The following is an 18052-nucleotide window of genomic DNA, read 5'->3' as shown; positions in this document are numbered from 1 at the left end:
CATCACGAGTTCCAGTGATAGTGCCCGTTCGCATCCGGCCCCTTGCTCCCGCAAGTGTAGGTACGACCATTCGCAGCCTGCGCGGACTGTCCCACGCTGGCGTCCGGGCAGAAGGCTCCAGGGATGACCAGGCCCTGGCCGGGTGCCGGAGCGGGCGGCGGCGCAGGCGCTGGCGGCGGCGCTGGCGCTGGCTGCGGCGCAGGCGCCGCGCTTGTCGGAGTTGGAGTTGGAGTTGGAGTTGGAGTTGGAGTTGGAGGAGCCTGCAGCCTCAGTGCGATTACCGCACCAGGCAACAGGCGAGTTCCTGCGGTTGGCGACTCGGAGATTACCGACCAGCTAGTGAGATCCGACGGAAGGGAGCTACCGTCGACGGCTTCGGTCTCGACGGTGAACCCGTCGCCGGAGAGTATGACCGCAGCATCTGGTGCGGATCGACCGATCACATCAACGACAACGATCGCTTTGGGTGTCTCGGTAGCACTTGGAGTGGACGTCTGATGTGCGACGGGCTGAGACGCCCTTGGAGTACTGACCTGTCCAAGCCCTGCCGTGAAAGCGCCGACGAACAACGCGATGACGGCAGCAACCGTTACGACGGTCGCTGCTCCCTTGCTAGCGGGAAGCCTCAGCCACGTCGGTCTGGAACTGATCAGTGCGACGATGCCCGTGGGCAATGCAAAAAGCGATAGGACGAGAAGGAATCCACCAATACCACCGCTCATTGAAACGATGAGAGCACAAACGATCGCAACTGCTCCCACTATCCACGTGGACGCCGTCGGCACCCACTTGGGTTTCATCTGTGCCGCCGGCGCCATGAATGTCTGGTCAGTCCAAGTCTGCCCGTCCCACCATCTCACCCGAGATGAATTGTGCGGATCCGGATACCAGCCCGGTGGGGTCTGAGTCACTTTGGTGCACCTCTTTACATTTGTGCGAGTCAGCAATGAACTCGCCCAGGCCGAGATTAGGGCACGCGTATCCTTCTGTTACTTACCCATTTCTGGGGACACTAATCGGAGCGTTATCGTCGCCCCTCCCACGCGGTGAATATATGCAGCTGATCCCGAGGCACGCAAACGCATTCGCGCACGAGCCGTTACGAACGAGAATGGTCACGAAGATTCGCGGTGGACGGCTGCCTCAGCCTGCGGCGTCGATCCGTCGCTGCAGATAGCTGGAGAACCACCCGCTGTACCTCTTCTGCAGTTCGGGCAGCCGCCAGTCGCGACCGTCGATGACGTGACGACAGGCATCCACTCCGCAGTGGCACTCCATGGACCCGTCGTAGTCGTCGAACAGCGCGTAGTCGGTCGTCAGTTCCTCGCCGGCGGCGACGTCGCGCATGGCGACGAAGAGCACGTTGCCGTCGATGCCGACGTTCGGCGCGCACGAATGGTTGAGGAACAGCATGACCGGCTCGTACTCGTCGTCGGTCAGCGCCACCAGGTGGAGTTCGTCGGCGATCTGGATGTCCGAGTTCTGCAGCAGCTGGGGCAGCGCATGCAGCTCCGCCGTCGTCACGACGTGGCCGCCCTTGACGGCGACCACCTCACCGGAGGCGATCGCCTCGAGCGCGAACAGCCCGCGACCGGCGATGTCGCTCGCGGCACCCTTGTGGGCCTTCGGTGAGATCCAGGATGCGATGGGCACGGCGGATGCCGTCGGCTCGGTGGGCATGTGCGCCACGGTACGCGGGAGAGCGGCGCGTGTGAATGCCCTGAGGTCAGTCCGGCGAGCAGGTCACTGTTCGCCCGCGCCGTCCGCGAGCAGCGCCACCGCCGCACGATCCGGCTCCGGCCAGTCGACGTCACGCAGCTCGTCGCGGCGGAACCAGCGGATGTCATCGTGATCCGTGCTCGAGGCGGGCGCGGCATCCGTCAGCACGGCCCAGTAGCAACTGAGGTCGACGAGCCGCCCGCCGACAGGCGTCGTACAGCGGTGCAGCAGCCCGCCGACACGGATCCCGACGCCCAGCTCCTCGCGGATCTCGCGGGCGAGCGCATCCTCAGCCGACTCCCCCGGCTCGACCTTGCCGCCAGGGAACTCCCACAGGCCGCCCGCTTCGCGATCTTCGTTGCGGCGGCAGGCGAGGATGCGATCGCCGTCGGCGATGATCGCGGCGACCACCGTGATGTCTGCGGTCATGGATCCAGTGTGGCGTGGGATGCTGACTGGCGTGTTGACCATCGATCCGTCACTGCCGACACCGATCTACGAGCAGCTGCGCGACCAGCTCGTCTCGCAGATCTCAGCGGGCGAACTCGTGCCCGGCGACAAACTGCCATCCGTGCGGCAGTTGGCGACCGACCTCGACCTGGCGCCCAACACCGTCGCGCGTGTCTACAAGGAGCTCGAGGCATCCGGATACCTGGTGACCCGCGGGCGCAACGGCACGACGGTCGCCGAGGATTTCTCCGGGAACGCGACGCACCGCGAGGCTGCGGCGCTCACCGAGCGGTACCTGAAGGCGATGAACGCGCTCGGATTCAACAGGGAGCAGACAGTCGCGTACCTGCAGCGGAGCGGTAGTCGGTAGCAGGCAGGGGTTTCGTGGACGCGGCTTCGGAAGCGCCGGTCTCGAGGACGCCGGTCTGAAAGCGCCGGCCTCGAGAGCTCGCGTGCCTCGAGAATCGTGATGCTGCATCCGCCTCTCGTCGCGCAGCGGAGATCGCGTCGATCACGCGCCCGTCCTCGGAGCGGCGAAATGCACGCGCCGCTCCACCCCCGTTCTCCGCACTGCAGCGCCTGCCCGCCCTCCGCGGCCTCCGCCGACACCGGTTCAGGCACCCCGTGAGAGCGCTCCCACGATTTCCGCTACTCTCGTCCCGAGCGATTCGTTCGGCATGGGCGCCGACCGTTCGGCATGGGTGCCGATGAGAGAAACAGCGAGGAACAGCAATGCGCTACGGCCACTTCGATGACGAAGCCCGCGAATACGTCATCACGACCCCGCACACTCCCTACCCGTGGATCAACTATCTGGGGTCGGAACAGTTCTTCTCCCTGCTCTCGCACCAGGCGGGCGGCTACTCGTTCTACCGCGACGCGAAGATGCGGCGCCTGACCCGGTACCGCTACAACAACATCCCCGCGGACGCCGGCGGTCGTTACCTGTACATCAACGACGGCGGCGACGTGTGGACGCCCAGCTGGCTGCCGGTCAAGGCCGACCTCGACTTCTTCGAGGCGCGCCACGGGCTCGGCTACTCCGCGATCACCGGCGAGCGCGGCGGCCTCAAGGTGAAGACCCTCTTCTTCGTGCCGCTCGGCGAGAACGCCGAGGTTCAGAAGGTCGAGTTCACGAACACGACGGATGCCGCCAAGACGTTCACGGCGTTCTCGTTCGTCGAGTTCTGCCTCTGGAACGCCGAGGACGACCAGACCAACTACCAGCGCAACCTCTCCATCGGCGAGGTCGAGATCGAGCAGGACTCGCCGCACGGCTCTGCCATCTACCACCGCACCGAGTACCGCGAGCGTCGCGACCACTACGCCGTCTTCGCGGTGAACACTCACGCCGACGGCTTCGACACCGACCGCGACACCTTCGTGGGCGCTTATAACTCGCTGGGCGAGGCATCCGTTCCGCGCGGAGGAAAGTCGGCGGACTCGGTCGCGAGCGGCTGGTATCCGATCGGCTCGCACTCGGTGAACGTCACGCTCGAGCCGGGCGAGACGAAAACGCTCGTCTACGTGCTCGGCTACGTCGAGAATCCGGTCGAACAGAAGTGGGCCGACGACGCCCACCAGATCATCAACAAGACGCCGGCGCACGCCCTGCTGGGCCGCTTCGCGACCGCCGAGCAAGCGGATGCCGCACTCGAGGCCCTGCGCAACCACTGGTCGCTGCTGGTGTCGAAGTACTCCGTCAGTTCGGGCGACGAGCGCCTCGACCGCCAGGTCAATGTGTGGAACCAGTACCAGAACATGGTCACGTTCAACATGTCCCGCTCGGCCTCGTACTTCGAGACCGGCATCGGCCGCGGCATGGGATTCCGCGACTCCAACCAGGATCTGCTCGGCTTCGTGCACCTTGTTCCCGAGCGCGCCCGCGAGCGCATCATCGACATCGCGTCGACCCAGTTCCCCGACGGATCCGCGTATCACCAGTACCAGCCGCTCACGAAGCGCGGCAACAACAACATCGGCTCGGGCTTCAACGACGATCCGCTGTGGCTGATCGCGGGTGTGGCGGCGTACATCAAGGAGACCGGCGACTTCGGCATCCTGGACGAGCCGGTGCCGTTCGACAACGAGCCGGAGAGCGAGGTGCCACTGTTCGAGCACCTCACCCGTTCGTTCGAGTTCACGGTCGACCACCGCGGCCCGCACGGGCTGCCGCTCATCGGCCGCGCGGACTGGAACGACTGCTTGAACCTCAACGCGTTCTCCACGACCCCCGGCGAACCGTTCCAGACCACCGAGAACAAGACGGGCGGAGTCGCGGAATCCGTCTTCATCGCCGCACAGTTCGTGCTCTACGGTCCCGAGTACGCCGAACTCGCCGAGCGTCGGGGGCTGACGGATGTCGCCGAGCGCGCCCGCGGACTCGTCGCCGAGATGAGCGACGCGGTGCTGACCCACGCCTGGGACGGACGCTGGTTCCTACGCGCCTACGACTACTACGGCGGCAAGATCGGCACGGACGAGCAGCCGGAAGGCAAGATTTGGATCGAGCCGCAGGGCATCGCGATCATGGCCGGCATCGGTGTCGGATCCGGTCCGGATGACGCGGAAGCCCCGGCCATCAAGGCTCTCGACGCGGTGCACGAGCTGCTCGGCACCGACCACGGACTCGTGCTGCAGTACCCCGCCTACACCACCTATCAGGTGCACATGGGCGAGGTATCGACGTATCCGCCCGGGTACAAGGAGAACGGCGGAATCTTCTGCCACAACAACCCGTGGGTGATGATCGCCGAAGCTAGGGTGGGCCGCGGCGGCCGTGCCTACGACCTGTACAAGAAGATCGCGCCCGCGTTCCGGGAGGAGATCAGCGACGTCCACCGCCTCGAGCCGTACGCGTACGCGCAGATGATCGCCGGCAAGCAGGCTGTGCGACACGGCGAAGCGAAGAACTCGTGGCTGACCGGCACGGCCGCGTGGAACTTCGTCGCCATCTCGCAGTACCTGCTCGGTGTGCGCCCGGACTACGACGGCCTCGTCGTCGACCCCCGCATTGGACCGGATGTGCCGAGCTTCACCGTCACCCGCGGGCTGCGCGGGGCGACGTACGTCATCACCGTCACGAACTCGGGCGCGGACGGCGCCGTGGCGAAGCTGACGGTCGACGGCGCGGCGATCGAGGGAAACCTCGTGCCGCACGCACCCGCCGGGAGCACGGTTCGGGTCGAGGCGATCCTGTAGGCGTTTCGGCGCCGCGCGCTCCGGAGGGATGTGCGCGGCGCTGAAATCCGCAGGGCCGCAGCACGCGCGGCGCGGCGTCAGGCTGTCGGCAGCAGCTCGTCGCGTTCGACCTTCGACTCGTCGATGGTGATGCCGAAGCCGGGTTCAGTGGGAAGCGGGAAGGCGCCGCCGACGGGTGCCGGAGCATCCGCTTCGAACTGATGCCGCCAGGGCATGTGCCGCAGCAGGTACTCCGCCTTGGGGCACACCTCGGGCGACTGCGCCGCGATGACGTGCAGCGCGGCGTGGATGCCGTGCCCGTGCGGGATCAGCGCGACGCCGAAGGTCTCGGCGAGCGCGGCCATCCTGGTCAATTCGGTCACGCCGCCGCACCACTCCGGGTCGGCCTGCAGCACCTGGATCGATCCGTCGCGCACGAGGTCGAGCACCTCCTGGCGGTCGTAGACGTGCTCGCCGGTCGCCAGCGGGATGCTCGTCGAACGTCGCAACTCGGCGAACGCCGCGTGCCGGTTCGGCAGCAGCGCCTCTTCGAGCCAGTCCGGCCTGTACTGCTCGGCGCGCTGCGCCCAGGCGCGGGCGAACGGCAGATCCCAACCGTGGTAGGCGTCGAACATGATCGGCTCGTCGTCGCCGACCGCTTCGCGCACCTGGCGCACGAGGTCGACGGATGCCTTCAGCCCGGCCGGACCGCTCGCCGGCCCGTGCTCGAAGAACCACTTCTGTCCGGCGTATCCCTCCGCCTGCACCGCCTTGGCGGCTGACGCGATCGACTCCGGGTCAATTGGGGTGGCGAGCATGCTCGCGTACGCGGGGATGCTCCGCCGCGATCCCCCGCCGAGCAACTGCCAGACGGGTGCGTCGAAGACCCGACCGCGGAGATCCCAGAGAGCGTTGTCGATCGCGGAGATCGCCGCCTTGTGCAGGCCGTGCCTGCTGTGCCGGTCGACGCGCTCGAGCTGGTCCCAGATCGTCGAGGATGCCAGCGCATCCTGCCCGATCAGCAGCTCGCGGTAGGCGTCGAGCACCACTCGGCCGGGTAGCTCATCGATGGGTCCGTAGAAGCCGAAGGATCCGTCGTCGGCCAGGATGCGCAGGTAGCAGCGCGAGACCGTCTGCGACTCCTGCGCATCAGCGGCAGCAACGCGAAGGGGGGCGCGGGCATCCGCGTACAGGTCGATCGCCTGGATCTGCCGCTGCCGATCGCCGTCCGGATGCGGACCGTCGGAGTACCGGGGATTCGGGCCGGTGAGGCGGTGCACCTGGACGTCGACGATGCGTGGGGTGCGCATGGAGAGATCCTTCGTCGGGATGCGGGGATGCTCCGAGAGTAGGGGGTGTGGCGCGGAGGCGGGTGCGGGTGTCGGCAACGCGCATAGGCATCTGCAACACCGCCTACGACGCCAGCTTCACCGATGCCAGTGGCAGCGTGTACTCGCACGCCACCGCCCACTACGGGGCACCCGGGCAGATGCCGTAAGTGACCCTCGGGAACGGGCAGCAGGCATCCGGGATCGTCGTCTTCGAGGTGCCAGCCTCGGTGACGGGCGGCGTCGCGACGTTCGGCGACGCGACCGTGTTCGAGGCGTTGCAGTAGCGCTGCTGCGTAAGTCGTGTGAGCGAGCCCGATCGCACCCGCCGGTCGATCGGTCTCGCGATGCCTGGCCGGTTCGCGAGGCTGATGACGAACGATCAGCCAACCCCGTGAACGGAAGCACCGAGTCTGAACGCATCCAGAGAAGGTCTAGCCAGGTCTGACCAGGTCAATTACCATGACATCATGGCAGCATTACACAGCCAGCCGATCAACATCTACGACGCGAAGAGCCAGTTCTCGAAGCTGGTCGCCGCTGCAGAGAACGGCGCCGAGATCACCATCAGCCGCAATGGCCGGCCGGTGGTGCAACTCGTGCCGTATCCGGGTCCGGCGAAGGCTCGAAAGCCCGGCGTCTGGCACGACCAAGTCACCATCGCCGACGACTTCGACGACTTCACGACCGCGGACGAGCACGACTGGTACCAGTCGTGAGGGCGCTCCTCGACACGCACATCCTGTTGTGGTGGCTGAGCGACGACTCGCGGTTGAGCGCAACGCATCGCGCGATCATCGGTGACACCGGCAACGAACTGCTGGTTTCGTCGGTTACCGTCGCGGAGATCGCGATCAAGTCATCCCTCGGCAAGCTCACATCCCCAGACGATCTCGTATCCGTGCTCGACGCACAGGGCTTCCGTTCGCTCCCCCTCACGGCCGACCATGCCGATGCGCTGCGCACCCTGCCGTGGCACCATCGCGATCCGTTCGACCGCATGCTGGTCGCACAGTCGGCGGTCGAGCGCGTTCCCTTCCTCAGCGCGGATGCGCGCATCACGCAGTACGGCATCGACCTGATCGCGTAGCGCAGGATCACCTGGAACTAGCGCCCTCCGCACTCGCCATCCGCCTCAACAAGACAGTCCGCGCTCTCCCGCCGAATACATGCCCGACTGGCATGCCCTCAACCGGATGTCATGTCACCGCGGACACTCGCACCCGCCAGCGCACAGACGATGGGCCCCGGGCACATGCCCGGGGCCCATCGATTTCGTGCGGGATGGTGCGAATCGGGTCTAACTCCTTCCCCGCCCGAAGTAGCGTGCTCGCAGCCGATCCAGCAGGATCGCGACGCCGAGAACGGCGCCCTGCACCACCTGCTGGAAGTACGGGCTCACGTGCAGCGCGAGCAGGCCGTTCGCGATGAGTTCGAGCAGGATGGCGCCTGCCGCGACTCCGAAGATCCGTCCCTCGCCGCCGGTCAGCGAGACACCTCCGACGACGGCGGCCGCGATGGCCGTGAGTTCCCAGCCCGGGCCCACTGACGGATCTGCCACGTTCATGCGCCCGATCACGAGAACGCCGACGAGACCGGAGATGGCCGCCGCGGCCACGTACATCGAGAAGATGCGCCGCGACGTCGGGATGCCCGCCAGCCGCGCCGCTTCCCGGTTGCCGCCCACCGCGTAGATCTGCCGGCCGACATACGTGCGCTCGAGAACGAACCACGCGATGAGCACGACCGCGATGAAGAACAGCGCTGGTACGGGCACACCGAACACGTAGTATCCGCTGATGTCGCTGAACAGCGGATCGATGCCGTTCACCGGGGTCCCGCTCGTGATGGCGAGCGAGAGTCCCTGCGCGATGGTGAACGTGACGAGCGTGATCACGAACGGCGGCACCTTCAGCCTGGTGACGGTGAATCCGTGCCAGGCGCCGACGAGTCCGCAGATCACGATCGTCAGCACGATCGCGAGCACGGCCGGCAGATGCAGGGTCACGTTGAGAGTCGCGGCGATGATCCCCGCGAGACCGGCCAACGCACCGACCGACAGGTCGATGCCTCCGGTGAGGATGACAAGCGCCTCCGCCACGGCGAGGATTCCGAGCTGCGACAGGTCGCGTCCCATCACCTGCAGGTTGCCGGCGGTGGCGTATGTCGGTGCGGCGATCGCGATGACGACGAACACGACGACGCAGGCGACTCCGACGCCCGCCTCCGGCGATGCGGCGAAGCGGTGCATCAGCGAGGGCCGGTCGTCGCGGTTCGCGCTGGAACGGTCGCCGCCGTTCCGGTTCTCGGGCCCGCGAGCCGGCATGGCTCCTGGCGGCGGACCGGCGGTGCCCGAGGCGGTCGCGGGGTTCGGTGCGGTCATGGGGTTCGGTGCGGCGGTCATGCCGAGTCTCCTTGAGATGGTGAAGTCGATGCAGCTGCTGAAGCGGATGCCGGCGCCGCCGGCGCCGGGACGGGGGTGGAGGCGGCCGCGGTCATGATGGCCTCTTTGGTTGCGGCATCCCGATCGAGCACCGTCATGATGCGGCCACGGTTCATCACCGCGATGCGATGGCTGATGAGCTGCAGCTCCTCGAGCTCGGAGGATGCCGCGACCACGGTCATGCCCTCGGCTGCCGCCCGGTCGATGAGCCCGTAGATCTCCGACTTGGCGCCGACGTCGACACCGCGGGTCGGCTCGTCCAGCAGCAGGAGTCCCGGCTCGGTGGCGAACGCGCGACCGAAGACCGCACGCTGCTGGTTGCCGCCGGAGAGGGATCCGACCGGCTGGTCGACGCTCTGCATGCGCACGTTGACGTCGCGGGCGATCTTCACCGCGGCCGCCCGCTGCGCGCGAGTGCCGAGGATCCCGAACCGGCTCAGCCGCCGCAGGATCGACACGGTCACGTTCGATGCGATCGAGGCGAACAGCACGAGCGACTGCTCCTTGCGGTCCTCGGGGATGAGCGCGATACCGGCCTCGACGCCGTCCTGCGCCGACCTTGGCGCATGCCTGGCGCCGCGCAGGCTCATCGTTCCACCGGTCGACGGCTGTGCGCCCGCAATCGTGTGGATCAGCCTGCTGCGACCAGATCCCATGAGACCCGCGATCCCGAGGATCTCGCCCGCCTTCACCTCGAGGTCCACCGGGCCCAGTCCGTCCGCCGTGACGCCCTCGAGGCGGAGGAAGACGGGGGCGTCGGCGGGCGGCGCCTTCGGCGTCTCCTGTTCCAGCTCGCCGCCGACCATCTCCTTGATCAGTCGTGCCTCCGTCGCCTCTGCCGGGATGAGATCCGCGACCAGCCGTCCGTTGCGCAGCACGATGACGCGGTCGCTGACCTCACGGACCTCGTCGAGGCGGTGACCGATGAACAGCACGGCACCGCCGTGATCGGCGAGTCGGCGCGCGAGCCCGAGCACCGTCTCCGCTTCGACGGGGCCGAGCGACGACGTGGGTTCGTCGAGGATGAGGAGTCGCGGTTTGCGCCCCCACGCCTTGGCGATCTCGATCATCTGCCTCGTCGGAACGGGCAGGGACCGCACGTCGCGATCCAGGCCGACGCGGCCCGCGGAGAGGCCGATGTCGGCGAGCATCGCCGCAGCTTCGGCTCGCTGCGCGCGCCGGTCGACGAGCCAGCCGCTCCGCGCCTGCTCCGGGCGACGGCCGAGGAGGAGGTTCTCCGCGACCGAGAGCTGCCCGACGAGCGGGAACTCCTGCGACACCATGGCGACGCCGAGCTTCTGCGCGGCCTCGGTCGATCCGGGCGCGAGCGCCGTGCCGTCGATCGTGATCTCGCCGCCGTCGCGATGCACGGCACCCGACAGCGTTCCCATCAGCGTCGACTTGCCTGCGCCGTTCTCGCCGACCACCCCGACGACCTGGCCTTCGAGCAGCTCGAGCTCCGGAAGGTCGAGCACGCGCACCGGCCCATATTCCTTGTAGACCCCCTCCAGCCGCGCGATGACCGCACGGCCGGAGGGGGCTGTGGCGTCCGTCATGCCTAGCCGATGCCCAGCTGGCTCTGCAGCGACTGGTAGTCGGAGAGGTTCGACTTGCTCACCAGTCCCACGCCGGAGCTCAGCGTGTAGCCGTCGGAGGCCAGGTACGGCTTGAGGATCGCGGCCGTCGCATCCGTTCCGAGCACCTTCTCCGCCGCGAGGATGTACGCCCCGGTGTAGCCCTGCTGGTACGGCATCTGCACCACAGTGCCGCCGATGGTGCCCGACTTGATGAAGCCAAGTGTCTGCGCGTCCGAGTCGTCGGAGACGATGCTCACGCTGGACTGCTTGCCGGCCGACTTCACTGCCTGGGCGAGCGCCGGTCCGTCGTAGGAGTACACGCCGTAGAGGCCCGTCACGTCGGGGTTGTTGGCGAGGATCGTCTCGGCGTCACTCGTTGCGGTGCTGGCCTGCAGGTTGTCGTTCACCTTCTGGGCGACGGTGATGCTCGTGCCCTTGATGGCGTCCTCGAAGCCCTGGATGCGCTGCACCGCGTTGTCGGCCGTCAGCGAGCCGACCAGGATCGCCACCTTGCCCTTGCCGTTCAGCAGCTGCTTCATGGCGGTGCCCGCCTGGAACCCGGCCGTGTAGTTCGGCGTTCCGAGATACAGGCCGGCGGCCGCGGTCTTCGGCAGCGGCGAGTCGATCGGCAGCACGAAGATGCCCGCGTCCATGTCGGTCTTGATGGTGTTCGCCGTCGACGTCGGGTCGATGGCCGAGATCGAGTATCCGGTCACGCCCTGCGACTTCAGCGTCTCGAGCTCGGACGTCTGCTCCGTGAGCTTGCCGCTCGGCGGAGCGAAGTACGTGCACTTGCTCGTGGAGATGCCGAGGTCCTTGCATCCGGCCTCGAAGCCGACCTGGCCGGCCTTCCAGTAGTCGGCGGCGACGTTGACGACCATCGCGATGTCGACTGCCGAGAGGTCCTTGCCCGCGAGCGCGGACTTCAGCTTCTGGTCGAGGTCTGCGAGCTTCGACTGGTTGAACGCGAGCGTTCCCTTGAGCGCCACGGAACTCTTGGCGGTGCTTGCCGAGGTATCGTTCGCGGCCGACTTGGAACAGGCCGCCATGCTGCCGGCGAGGAGGAGCGCGGCAGCGACCGCCGCGACTCTGAGTGTGATCTTCATCGTTCACTTCCTGTTGGTGTGTGAGGGACCTCCCGCACGCAGACAGCCTGGCGCCGACACGAATTGTGAGGGCTCACATTTCTCGCGCCGTGACGGTGCCGGATTGCGGAGCGGCGGGTTCAGAGAGCATTGTGAGCGCTAACAGAATTCGTTGTCAAGCCCGCAAATGCGAAGGGATCCGGCCGACCCATCCGTCTGAGAGTCCGTCATCCCGCGGATGCGGGCCTCGCGGGAAGGGGACTGTGAACGCTAACGTTTGCGTAGCCCGAACACTCCGGTCCGCGAACGGGCGGTCCACGGGCCCCGCTCCACGAACTCCACGAACCCGCTCCACGAACTCCGCTCCGACGACGCAGGGAGGCGATCAGTGACGATCACCCGACGAGCAATGCTCGGCGGCGCCCTCGCGTTGGCCGCAGGGGGGCTGGCCGGCTGCACAGCCGCCGACGCTTCCGGATCCCTCATCTCCGTCGGGTTCGCACAGACCGGCGCCGAGAGCACATGGCGCGCGGCCAACACCGTCTCGCTCCGCAACGCCCTGTCCCGCCGCAACGGCTTCGATCTGATGTTCATCGACTCGCAGGGCCGGCAGGAGAACGAGATCGCCGCCGTGCGCAGTTTCGTCACCCGTGGCGTCGACGTGATCGTGCTGGCGCCGATGGTGGAGAGCGGATGGCACGACGTGCTCGACGAGGCACGTCGCGCCGGCATCCCCGTCGTGCTGGAAGACCGCGGCATCGATCCCAGCGACTCGTCGCTCTACCTGAGCCGGGTCGGCGACGACTTCCGCCGCGAAGGCGGCCTCGCCGCGAAGTGGATCATCGAAACCGCTGAACCCGGCACGCGGATCGTCGAGCTGCTCGGCACGACGGGATCCAGCGCGGCCCTCGACCGCTCCGCCGGATTCGACCGGGTGATCGCCGGCCACGGAATCAGGATCCTCGATGCGCAGGACGGCGGATTCACGCGAGCCGGCGGCAAGGAGGTGATGGCGGCGTTCCTCGAGAAGCACGGCGACGACATCCAGCTGCTGTTCGCGCAGAACGACGACATGGGACTCGGCGCCATCGAGGCCATCACGGCGGCAGGGCTGGAGCCCGGGCGTGACATCCGCATCGTCACCATCGACGGCACGCGCGACGCCCTGACGGAACTGGTGGCCGGCCGCCTCAACCAGGTCGTGCAGTGCAATCCGATGCTCGGGCCGCGGGTGGCATCCGTGGTGCGTGCCGTGCACGCGGGCGCGACCGTCCAGCGGCAGTACATCGCCGCAGACCGCGTCTTCGACGCGAAGGCCGCCAAGGGGGTGCTCGCGACATGGCCGTACTGACTCCGGCGCGCGAGGACGCCTTCGTCCGGCGCCGCCTGAGCACGCTGCTGCGCCGTCCTCAGTCCTGGGCCGTCGTCATCCTGCTCGCGCTCGTGATCATCAACGTCGCCGTGCGGCCGGACTTCTTCGCGCTGTCGATCCGACGCGGTGCACTGTACGGGGCGATCCCCGACATCATCCGCGACGCCGCGCCGCTGATGCTCGTCTCCCTCGGAATGCTGCTCGTCGTCGCCGTCAGGGGCATCGACCTCTCGGTGGGCGCCGTGCTGTCGGTCGGCGGCGCCGTCGCGCTCGCGGTCATCGCGGGATCGCCCGACCCGGCATCCTTCGGCGCCGTCGCGCTCGGCATCGGGGCTGGCCTCGGTGTCGGCATTCTGCTCGGGGCGTGGAACGGCATGCTCGTGGCCGCCATCGGCGTGCAACCCATCATCGCGACCCTTGTGCTCATGCTGGCCGGCCGCGGCCTCGCCATGCTCGTCACGCACGGTCAGGTCGAGACGGTCGTCAGCCCGCCGTACGCGTGGATCGCCTCGGGAACGGTGCTCGGCATTCCGGCGCCCACCATCATCGCCGCCGCCGTCGTCGCGGTCGTCGCCGTGCTGCTGAGGCGTACCGCACTCGGCACCATGATCGAGTCGATCGGCGCGAACCCGGTCGCCAGCCGCATGGCCGGCCTCCGCGTGCGCGTCCTCACCGCGACGGTCTACACCGTGAGCGGGCTGCTCGCCGCAGCCAGCGGACTCATCGTGAGCTCGGACATCATGTCGGCCGACGCGAGCAACGCCGGCCTCGGCATCGAGGTGGATGCCATCCTCGCCGTCGTCATCGGCGGCACCTCCCTGCGCGGCGGCCGGTTCTCCATCGGCGGCACGGTGCTGGGAGTTCTGACGGTGCAAGTGCTGACCTCCACGGTGACGTATCTGGGCACGTCGCCCGCGACGTCCCCGCTCTTCGAGGGCGTCATCATCATCGCGGTCTGCCTGCTCCAGGCTCCGCGCACCAGCGCGCTCCTGCAGCGCGTGCGGGCCGGTTGGCGAGGCATCCAATGACAACGCAGATGCCCCAGCTCCCCGTGGAGCGGATGCCATCGCCCGCCTTCACCGCCAGCCGTCGCGTGCACCTCTCCCCCGTTCTCGTCGCCGTCGTCATGCTCGGCATGCTGGTGCTCGGCGATCAGCTCGTCTTCGGATCCTTCGTCTCCGCCCGCCTGGTCTCCAACCTGTTCCTCGACACCAGCTATCTGCTCGCCCTTTCCGTCGGGATGACGTTCGTCATCCTCTCCGGGGGCATCGACCTGTCCATCGGCTCGGTGATCGGACTCGGCGGCGTGATCGGGGCCCAGCTGCTGGCCGCCGGCGTGCCGGCAGGCATCGCCATCCCGCTGGTCGTCGCCGCCGGCGCCGGGATCGGCCTCGTCAACGGTGTGCTCGTCGCCGCCTTCGACGTGCAGCCGATCGTCGCAACTCTCGCCGGCATGTTCCTGGCCAGAGGCCTCGCCTACACTGTCAGTCTCAACGCCGTCGCCATCCGCGACAGCGGGCTCAACGCCTTGACGCTGGTCTCGGTCGGCGTCGGCGACCTGCAGTTATCGCTCGGTGTCATCGCAGCGCTCGCGCTCGCCGTCGCCGCCTACCTGCTTCTGCATCGCACCCGGTTCGGCCGCACGGTCTTCGCAATCGGAGGCAACGCGGACGGCGCACGCCTGATGGGCCTTGCCGTCATGCGCACCACGGTGCTCGTGTACGTGGTCAGCGGCGTCTGCGCGGGGATCGCCGCCGTGCTGTTCGCCTCGTACACGTCGTCCGGGGACCCGCAGGCGGGCGTCGGCATGGAACTCGCGGCGATCGCCGCCGTCGTCATCGGGGGTACGACGCTCGGCGGCGGACACGGCGGAGTCGTCGGAACGGTGATCGGCGTGCTGGTCTACGGCGTCATCCAGCTGACCATCGACTACCTCGGCGTCGATCCGTGGTGGACGCCCATCGTGCTCGGCCTCCTCCTGCTCGTCTTCGTGGTGGCGCAACGCCTTGCGGCCAGCAGATCGGCGGTGCTGCGATGAACTCCGACGATCCGTTCATCCGGATGCGCGGCATCACCGTGAGGTATCCGGGCCACCTGGCGCTCGACGACGTCGACCTCGACCTGCATCGTGGCGAGGTGCACTCGCTGATGGGCGAGAACGGCGCGGGAAAGTCGACGCTCATCAAGGTGCTGACCGGTGCGATCCGGCCGGCGCGGGGCCAGATCCTGTGCAACGGCGCTGAGGTGCGCATCACCTCCCCACGCGACGCGCTCGCCACCGGAATCGGCGTCGTCCACCAGGAGACCGGGCTGCTGCCGAACTTGTCCGTCGCCGAGAACGTGATGCTGGGCGACGAGCCGCACGGCCGGTTCGGCATCGACGGCCGGGCGATGATCCGTCGCGCGTCGGAGCTGCTCGACCGGCTCGGCGCCGTGGTGGATCCGCGGTCGCCGCTCGGCGGGCATCCGCCCGCCATCCGGCAGCTGGTGGCGATGGCCCGGGCGATCCGGTCCAATCCGCGGGTGCTGGTGCTGGACGAGCCCACCGCGAGCCTCGACGAGGCCGAGACGGAGCACGTGCTCGACGTGATCCGGTCGCTGCGCGACGAGGACGTCGCCGTCCTGTTCGTGTCGCACATCCTCGAGCAGGTGTACGAGATCGCTGACCGGCTGACCGTGCTGCGTGGCGGCATCCTGGTCGGCGAGTTCCCAACGGCCGACATCCTGCGCCGCGATCTGGTGCAGCGCATGCTCGGCCGCGATCCGCGAGAGCTCGACGAGATCATCGAGCAACGCGCGGCCGAGGCCATCGCCAGCCCGGCGCCCATCCTGCAGGCAGAGGGGGTGCGGACGAGCGCTCTGCGCGCTCCCGTCGACCTCGAGGTGAGCGAGGGCGAGATCGTCGGCGTCGCAGGGCTCCTCGGATCCGGCCGAACGGAACTGGCCAGGGCCATCACGGGCATCGATCCGATCGCCGGCGGACAGCTCGTCGGCGGCACGTCGACCACGACGTACCGGTCGCCGCGCACAGCTCTGGGCGCTCGCGTCGTCTACGCATCCGAGAACCGCATCTCCGAGGGCCTCATCGGTCAGCTCAGCGTGCGGGAGAACATCACGCTCGCGATCCAGGCGCAGCGGGGCTGGTTCCTGCGGATGCCGCGCGCGCGGCAGGACGAACTCGCGATGAGCTACCTCGAGGCACTGAATGTCTGGCCGTGCGACCCCGGCCAGCCGGCGGCATCCCTGTCCAGTGGCAATCAGCAGAAGGTGCTGCTCGCCCGCTGGCTTGCGATCGCGCCACGTGTTCTGGTGCTGGACGAGCCGACGAGGGGCATCGACGTCGGCGCTAAGGTTGAGGTTCAGCGCCTCGTGGCGTCCATGGCAGCCAACGGAGTCGGCGTCGTGTACATCTCCGCCGAACCCGACGAAGTTCTGCGGCTGTCCGACCGGATCGTGATCATGCGCGACCGATCGATCCTGGGCATCGTGGCGAATGACGATGAGCTCGACCGCGAGCTCCTGCTCACGCTCATCGCGGATGGAGACGAGGCGAATGGCGCGGACTGAGGGGAACCGTGCGGCGACCATCTTCGATGTCGCGCGCCTTGCCGGGGTGTCGCATCAGACGGTGTCCCGGGTCATCAACGACTCTCCGGATGTGCGCGACCAGACCCGCGAGCGCGTCCGCAAGGCGATCAAACAGCTGCGATACGAGCCATCCGCCGCTGCGCGCGCCCTGGTCACCAGACGCACGCGGACGATCGGACTGATCGCGCCGGGATCCGCGGATTATGGGCCGGCCAGCATCCAGCGCTACTTCAACGAGGCGGCGCACGCCGCCAGGTACAGCGTGTTCACGGTGAGCGTGCCGGGCGACAGCGCCAGCGAGGCGCGCAGCGCGATCGAGTCGCTGCTGCGGCAGAATGTCGAGGCCGTCGTGCTCGTGCAGCTCGACGTCACGACCCTCGAGTCCCTGCGCGGATTAGACGTCGGCGTTCCGCTGATCTCGATCGCGGCGCCCGGGCGCAGTGGCGACGTCGTGGCGATCGATCAATACGGCGGAGCGAGAGCGGCCGTTCAGCACCTCATCGACTCCGGCTACCTCGACGTCATCCACGTCGCGGGGCCTCCCGACCACCCTGACGCCCGTGAGCGTCAACGCGGCTGGGCGGACGAACTCGCGGATGCCGGCATTCCACGCGGAGCGCTCTACCACGCGGACTGGTCGGCAGCAGAGGGCCACCGGATAGGCCTCGAACTCACCGTCATCGCCGGCAAGACGGCGGTCTTCGCCGCAAACGACCAGATCGCACTCGGCATCATGTCTGCACTCGCACGACGCGGATTCCGCGTGCCGGATGACGTCGGCGTCGTCGGTTTCGACAACGTACCCGAGTCGGTGTTCTACACCCCGCCCCTGTCGACCGTCACTCAGGACTTCGCCGCTCTCGGGCAGCTCGCGCTCCGTCGCGTGCTCGACCGGCTCGACGGCGACGACACGTCGCCGTCCCCGCCGCCCATTCCCGTCACGCTGGTGGTGCGTGCCTCGAGCCAGCGTCGTCGCGGGCCCGTCGGCGACACCCCAGAGGATGCGGATGCGAAGCCCCAGACGCTCACGGATGCCGCGGGTTCCGGCGCGAACTGTCCCACCGAAACGCGCCGCCGCGGCTAAAGCCCGTCTCCCGCGGAAACGCCTCACTCGGGGCGGACGGGCCCGGAATGCGGCCCGTTAACGCAAGAAGGGCCGCCCATTTCTGGGCGGCCCTCTTACAAAGAAGTCCGGCGGTGTCCTACTCTCCCACAAGGTCCCCCTTGCAGTACCATCGGCGCTGAGAGTCTTAGCTTCCGGGTTCGGAATGTGACCGGGCGTTTCCCTCTCGCTATGGCCGCCGAAACAC

Annotated in this window: 16 protein-coding genes and 1 rRNA gene; 9 read left to right on the top strand and 8 right to left on the bottom strand. The window is 67.8% G+C overall.

Translation table 11 applies throughout. From position 1 onward, the window contains the following. Positions 1–2: 2 nt before the first annotated feature. From HII28_RS20315 to HII28_RS13605, 3 genes are all read right to left on the bottom strand, one after another. On the bottom strand, positions 3–911 hold the full coding sequence (locus HII28_RS20315) for a DUF2510 domain-containing protein (RefSeq protein ID WP_170026164.1): 909 nt from the start codon (positions 909–911) through the stop codon (positions 3–5). Between the two features lie 232 nt (positions 912–1143). After that, positions 1144–1680, bottom strand: a complete 537-nt coding sequence (locus tag HII28_RS13610; protein WP_170026163.1) for an SET domain-containing protein — start codon at positions 1678–1680, stop codon at positions 1144–1146. A gap of 63 nt (positions 1681–1743) precedes the next feature. Beyond that, positions 1744–2148 carry a (deoxy)nucleoside triphosphate pyrophosphohydrolase gene (locus HII28_RS13605; protein ID WP_170026162.1) on the bottom strand — a complete coding sequence of 135 codons (405 nt, stop codon included), beginning with the start codon at positions 2146–2148 and terminating at the stop codon, positions 1744–1746. Positions 2149–2179: 31 nt separating this feature from the next. On the opposite strand from HII28_RS13605, the gene HII28_RS13600 reads away from it, so the two are divergent. Both HII28_RS13600 and HII28_RS13595 read left to right on the top strand, forming a co-directional pair. Beyond that, positions 2180–2539 carry a GntR family transcriptional regulator gene (locus HII28_RS13600; RefSeq protein ID WP_346769335.1) on the top strand — a complete coding sequence of 120 codons (360 nt, stop codon included), beginning with the start codon at positions 2180–2182 and terminating at the stop codon, positions 2537–2539. A 362-nt stretch (positions 2540–2901) separates the two neighbouring features. Next, positions 2902–5370, top strand: coding sequence for a glycosyl transferase (locus HII28_RS13595; RefSeq protein ID WP_170026160.1), 2469 nt, complete (start codon positions 2902–2904; stop codon positions 5368–5370). 77 nt (positions 5371–5447) lie between these two features. Here the strand turns inward: HII28_RS13595 and HII28_RS13590 are convergent, their stop codons facing one another. Next, entirely contained in the window at positions 5448–6659 is a 1212-nt protein-coding gene (locus HII28_RS13590; protein ID WP_170026159.1) for an enolase C-terminal domain-like protein, read from the bottom strand. Between the two features lie 488 nt (positions 6660–7147). Between HII28_RS13590 and HII28_RS13585 the strand changes: the two genes are divergently transcribed. After that, positions 7148–7396: a type II toxin-antitoxin system prevent-host-death family antitoxin gene (locus HII28_RS13585; RefSeq protein ID WP_170026158.1), complete on the top strand. Its 249-nt coding sequence runs from the start codon at positions 7148–7150 to the stop codon at positions 7394–7396. Next, a complete protein-coding gene (locus HII28_RS13580; protein ID WP_170026157.1) occupies positions 7393–7767 on the top strand; it encodes a type II toxin-antitoxin system VapC family toxin in 375 nt (124 codons plus the stop codon). Before HII28_RS13585 ends, HII28_RS13580 begins: the two co-directional genes overlap by 4 nt. A 210-nt stretch (positions 7768–7977) precedes the next feature. Here HII28_RS13580 and HII28_RS13575 read toward each other — a convergent pair whose 3' ends face one another. From HII28_RS13575 to HII28_RS13565, 3 genes are read right to left on the bottom strand one after another with little or no spacing between them, the layout of a single operon-like run. Beyond that, on the bottom strand, positions 7978–9081 hold the full coding sequence (locus tag HII28_RS13575; protein ID WP_205864934.1) for an ABC transporter permease: 1104 nt from the start codon (positions 9079–9081) through the stop codon (positions 7978–7980). Next, positions 9078–10676, bottom strand: a complete 1599-nt coding sequence (locus HII28_RS13570; protein WP_170026156.1) for a sugar ABC transporter ATP-binding protein — start codon at positions 10674–10676, stop codon at positions 9078–9080. Before HII28_RS13570 ends, HII28_RS13575 begins: the two co-directional genes overlap by 4 nt. A gap of 2 nt (positions 10677–10678) precedes the next feature. Further along, positions 10679–11803 carry a substrate-binding domain-containing protein gene (locus HII28_RS13565; protein WP_170026155.1) on the bottom strand — a complete coding sequence of 375 codons (1125 nt, stop codon included), beginning with the start codon at positions 11801–11803 and terminating at the stop codon, positions 10679–10681. A 367-nt stretch (positions 11804–12170) separates the two neighbouring features. On the opposite strand from HII28_RS13565, the gene HII28_RS13560 reads away from it, so the two are divergent. Genes HII28_RS13560 through HII28_RS13540 form a run of 5 tightly spaced genes read left to right on the top strand, consistent with a single transcriptional unit; the run spans position 12171 to position 17826 of the window. After that, positions 12171–13133, top strand: a complete 963-nt coding sequence (locus HII28_RS13560) for an ABC transporter substrate-binding protein (protein WP_346769334.1) — start codon at positions 12171–12173, stop codon at positions 13131–13133. Continuing rightward, a complete protein-coding gene (locus HII28_RS13555) occupies positions 13121–14182 on the top strand; it encodes an ABC transporter permease (RefSeq protein ID WP_170026154.1) in 1062 nt (353 codons plus the stop codon). The genes HII28_RS13560 and HII28_RS13555 overlap by 13 nt, the downstream gene beginning before the upstream one ends. Positions 14183–14190: 8 nt before the next feature. Further along, positions 14191–15192, top strand: coding sequence for a sugar ABC transporter permease YjfF (locus HII28_RS13550; RefSeq protein ID WP_240977957.1), 1002 nt, complete (start codon positions 14191–14193; stop codon positions 15190–15192). Further along, positions 15189–16721, top strand: a complete 1533-nt coding sequence (locus HII28_RS13545; RefSeq protein WP_170026153.1) for a sugar ABC transporter ATP-binding protein — start codon at positions 15189–15191, stop codon at positions 16719–16721. Before HII28_RS13550 ends, HII28_RS13545 begins: the two co-directional genes overlap by 4 nt. Continuing rightward, on the top strand, positions 16708–17826 hold the full coding sequence (locus HII28_RS13540) for a LacI family DNA-binding transcriptional regulator (protein WP_170026152.1): 1119 nt from the start codon (positions 16708–16710) through the stop codon (positions 17824–17826). The genes HII28_RS13545 and HII28_RS13540 overlap by 14 nt, the downstream gene beginning before the upstream one ends. 105 nt (positions 17827–17931) lie before the next feature. Here the strand turns inward: HII28_RS13540 and rrf are convergent. Further along, positions 17932–18048 (bottom strand): 5S ribosomal RNA (gene rrf / locus HII28_RS13535). Between the last annotated feature and the right edge of the window lie 4 nt (positions 18049–18052).

It is taken from the genome of Planctomonas sp. JC2975 (assembly GCF_012985205.1).
Taxonomy (GTDB): Bacteria; Actinomycetota; Actinomycetes; order Actinomycetales; family Microbacteriaceae; genus Humibacter.
The sequence above is the reverse complement of the archived record's forward strand: the minus strand, read 5'-3'. Positions and strand labels throughout refer to the sequence as shown.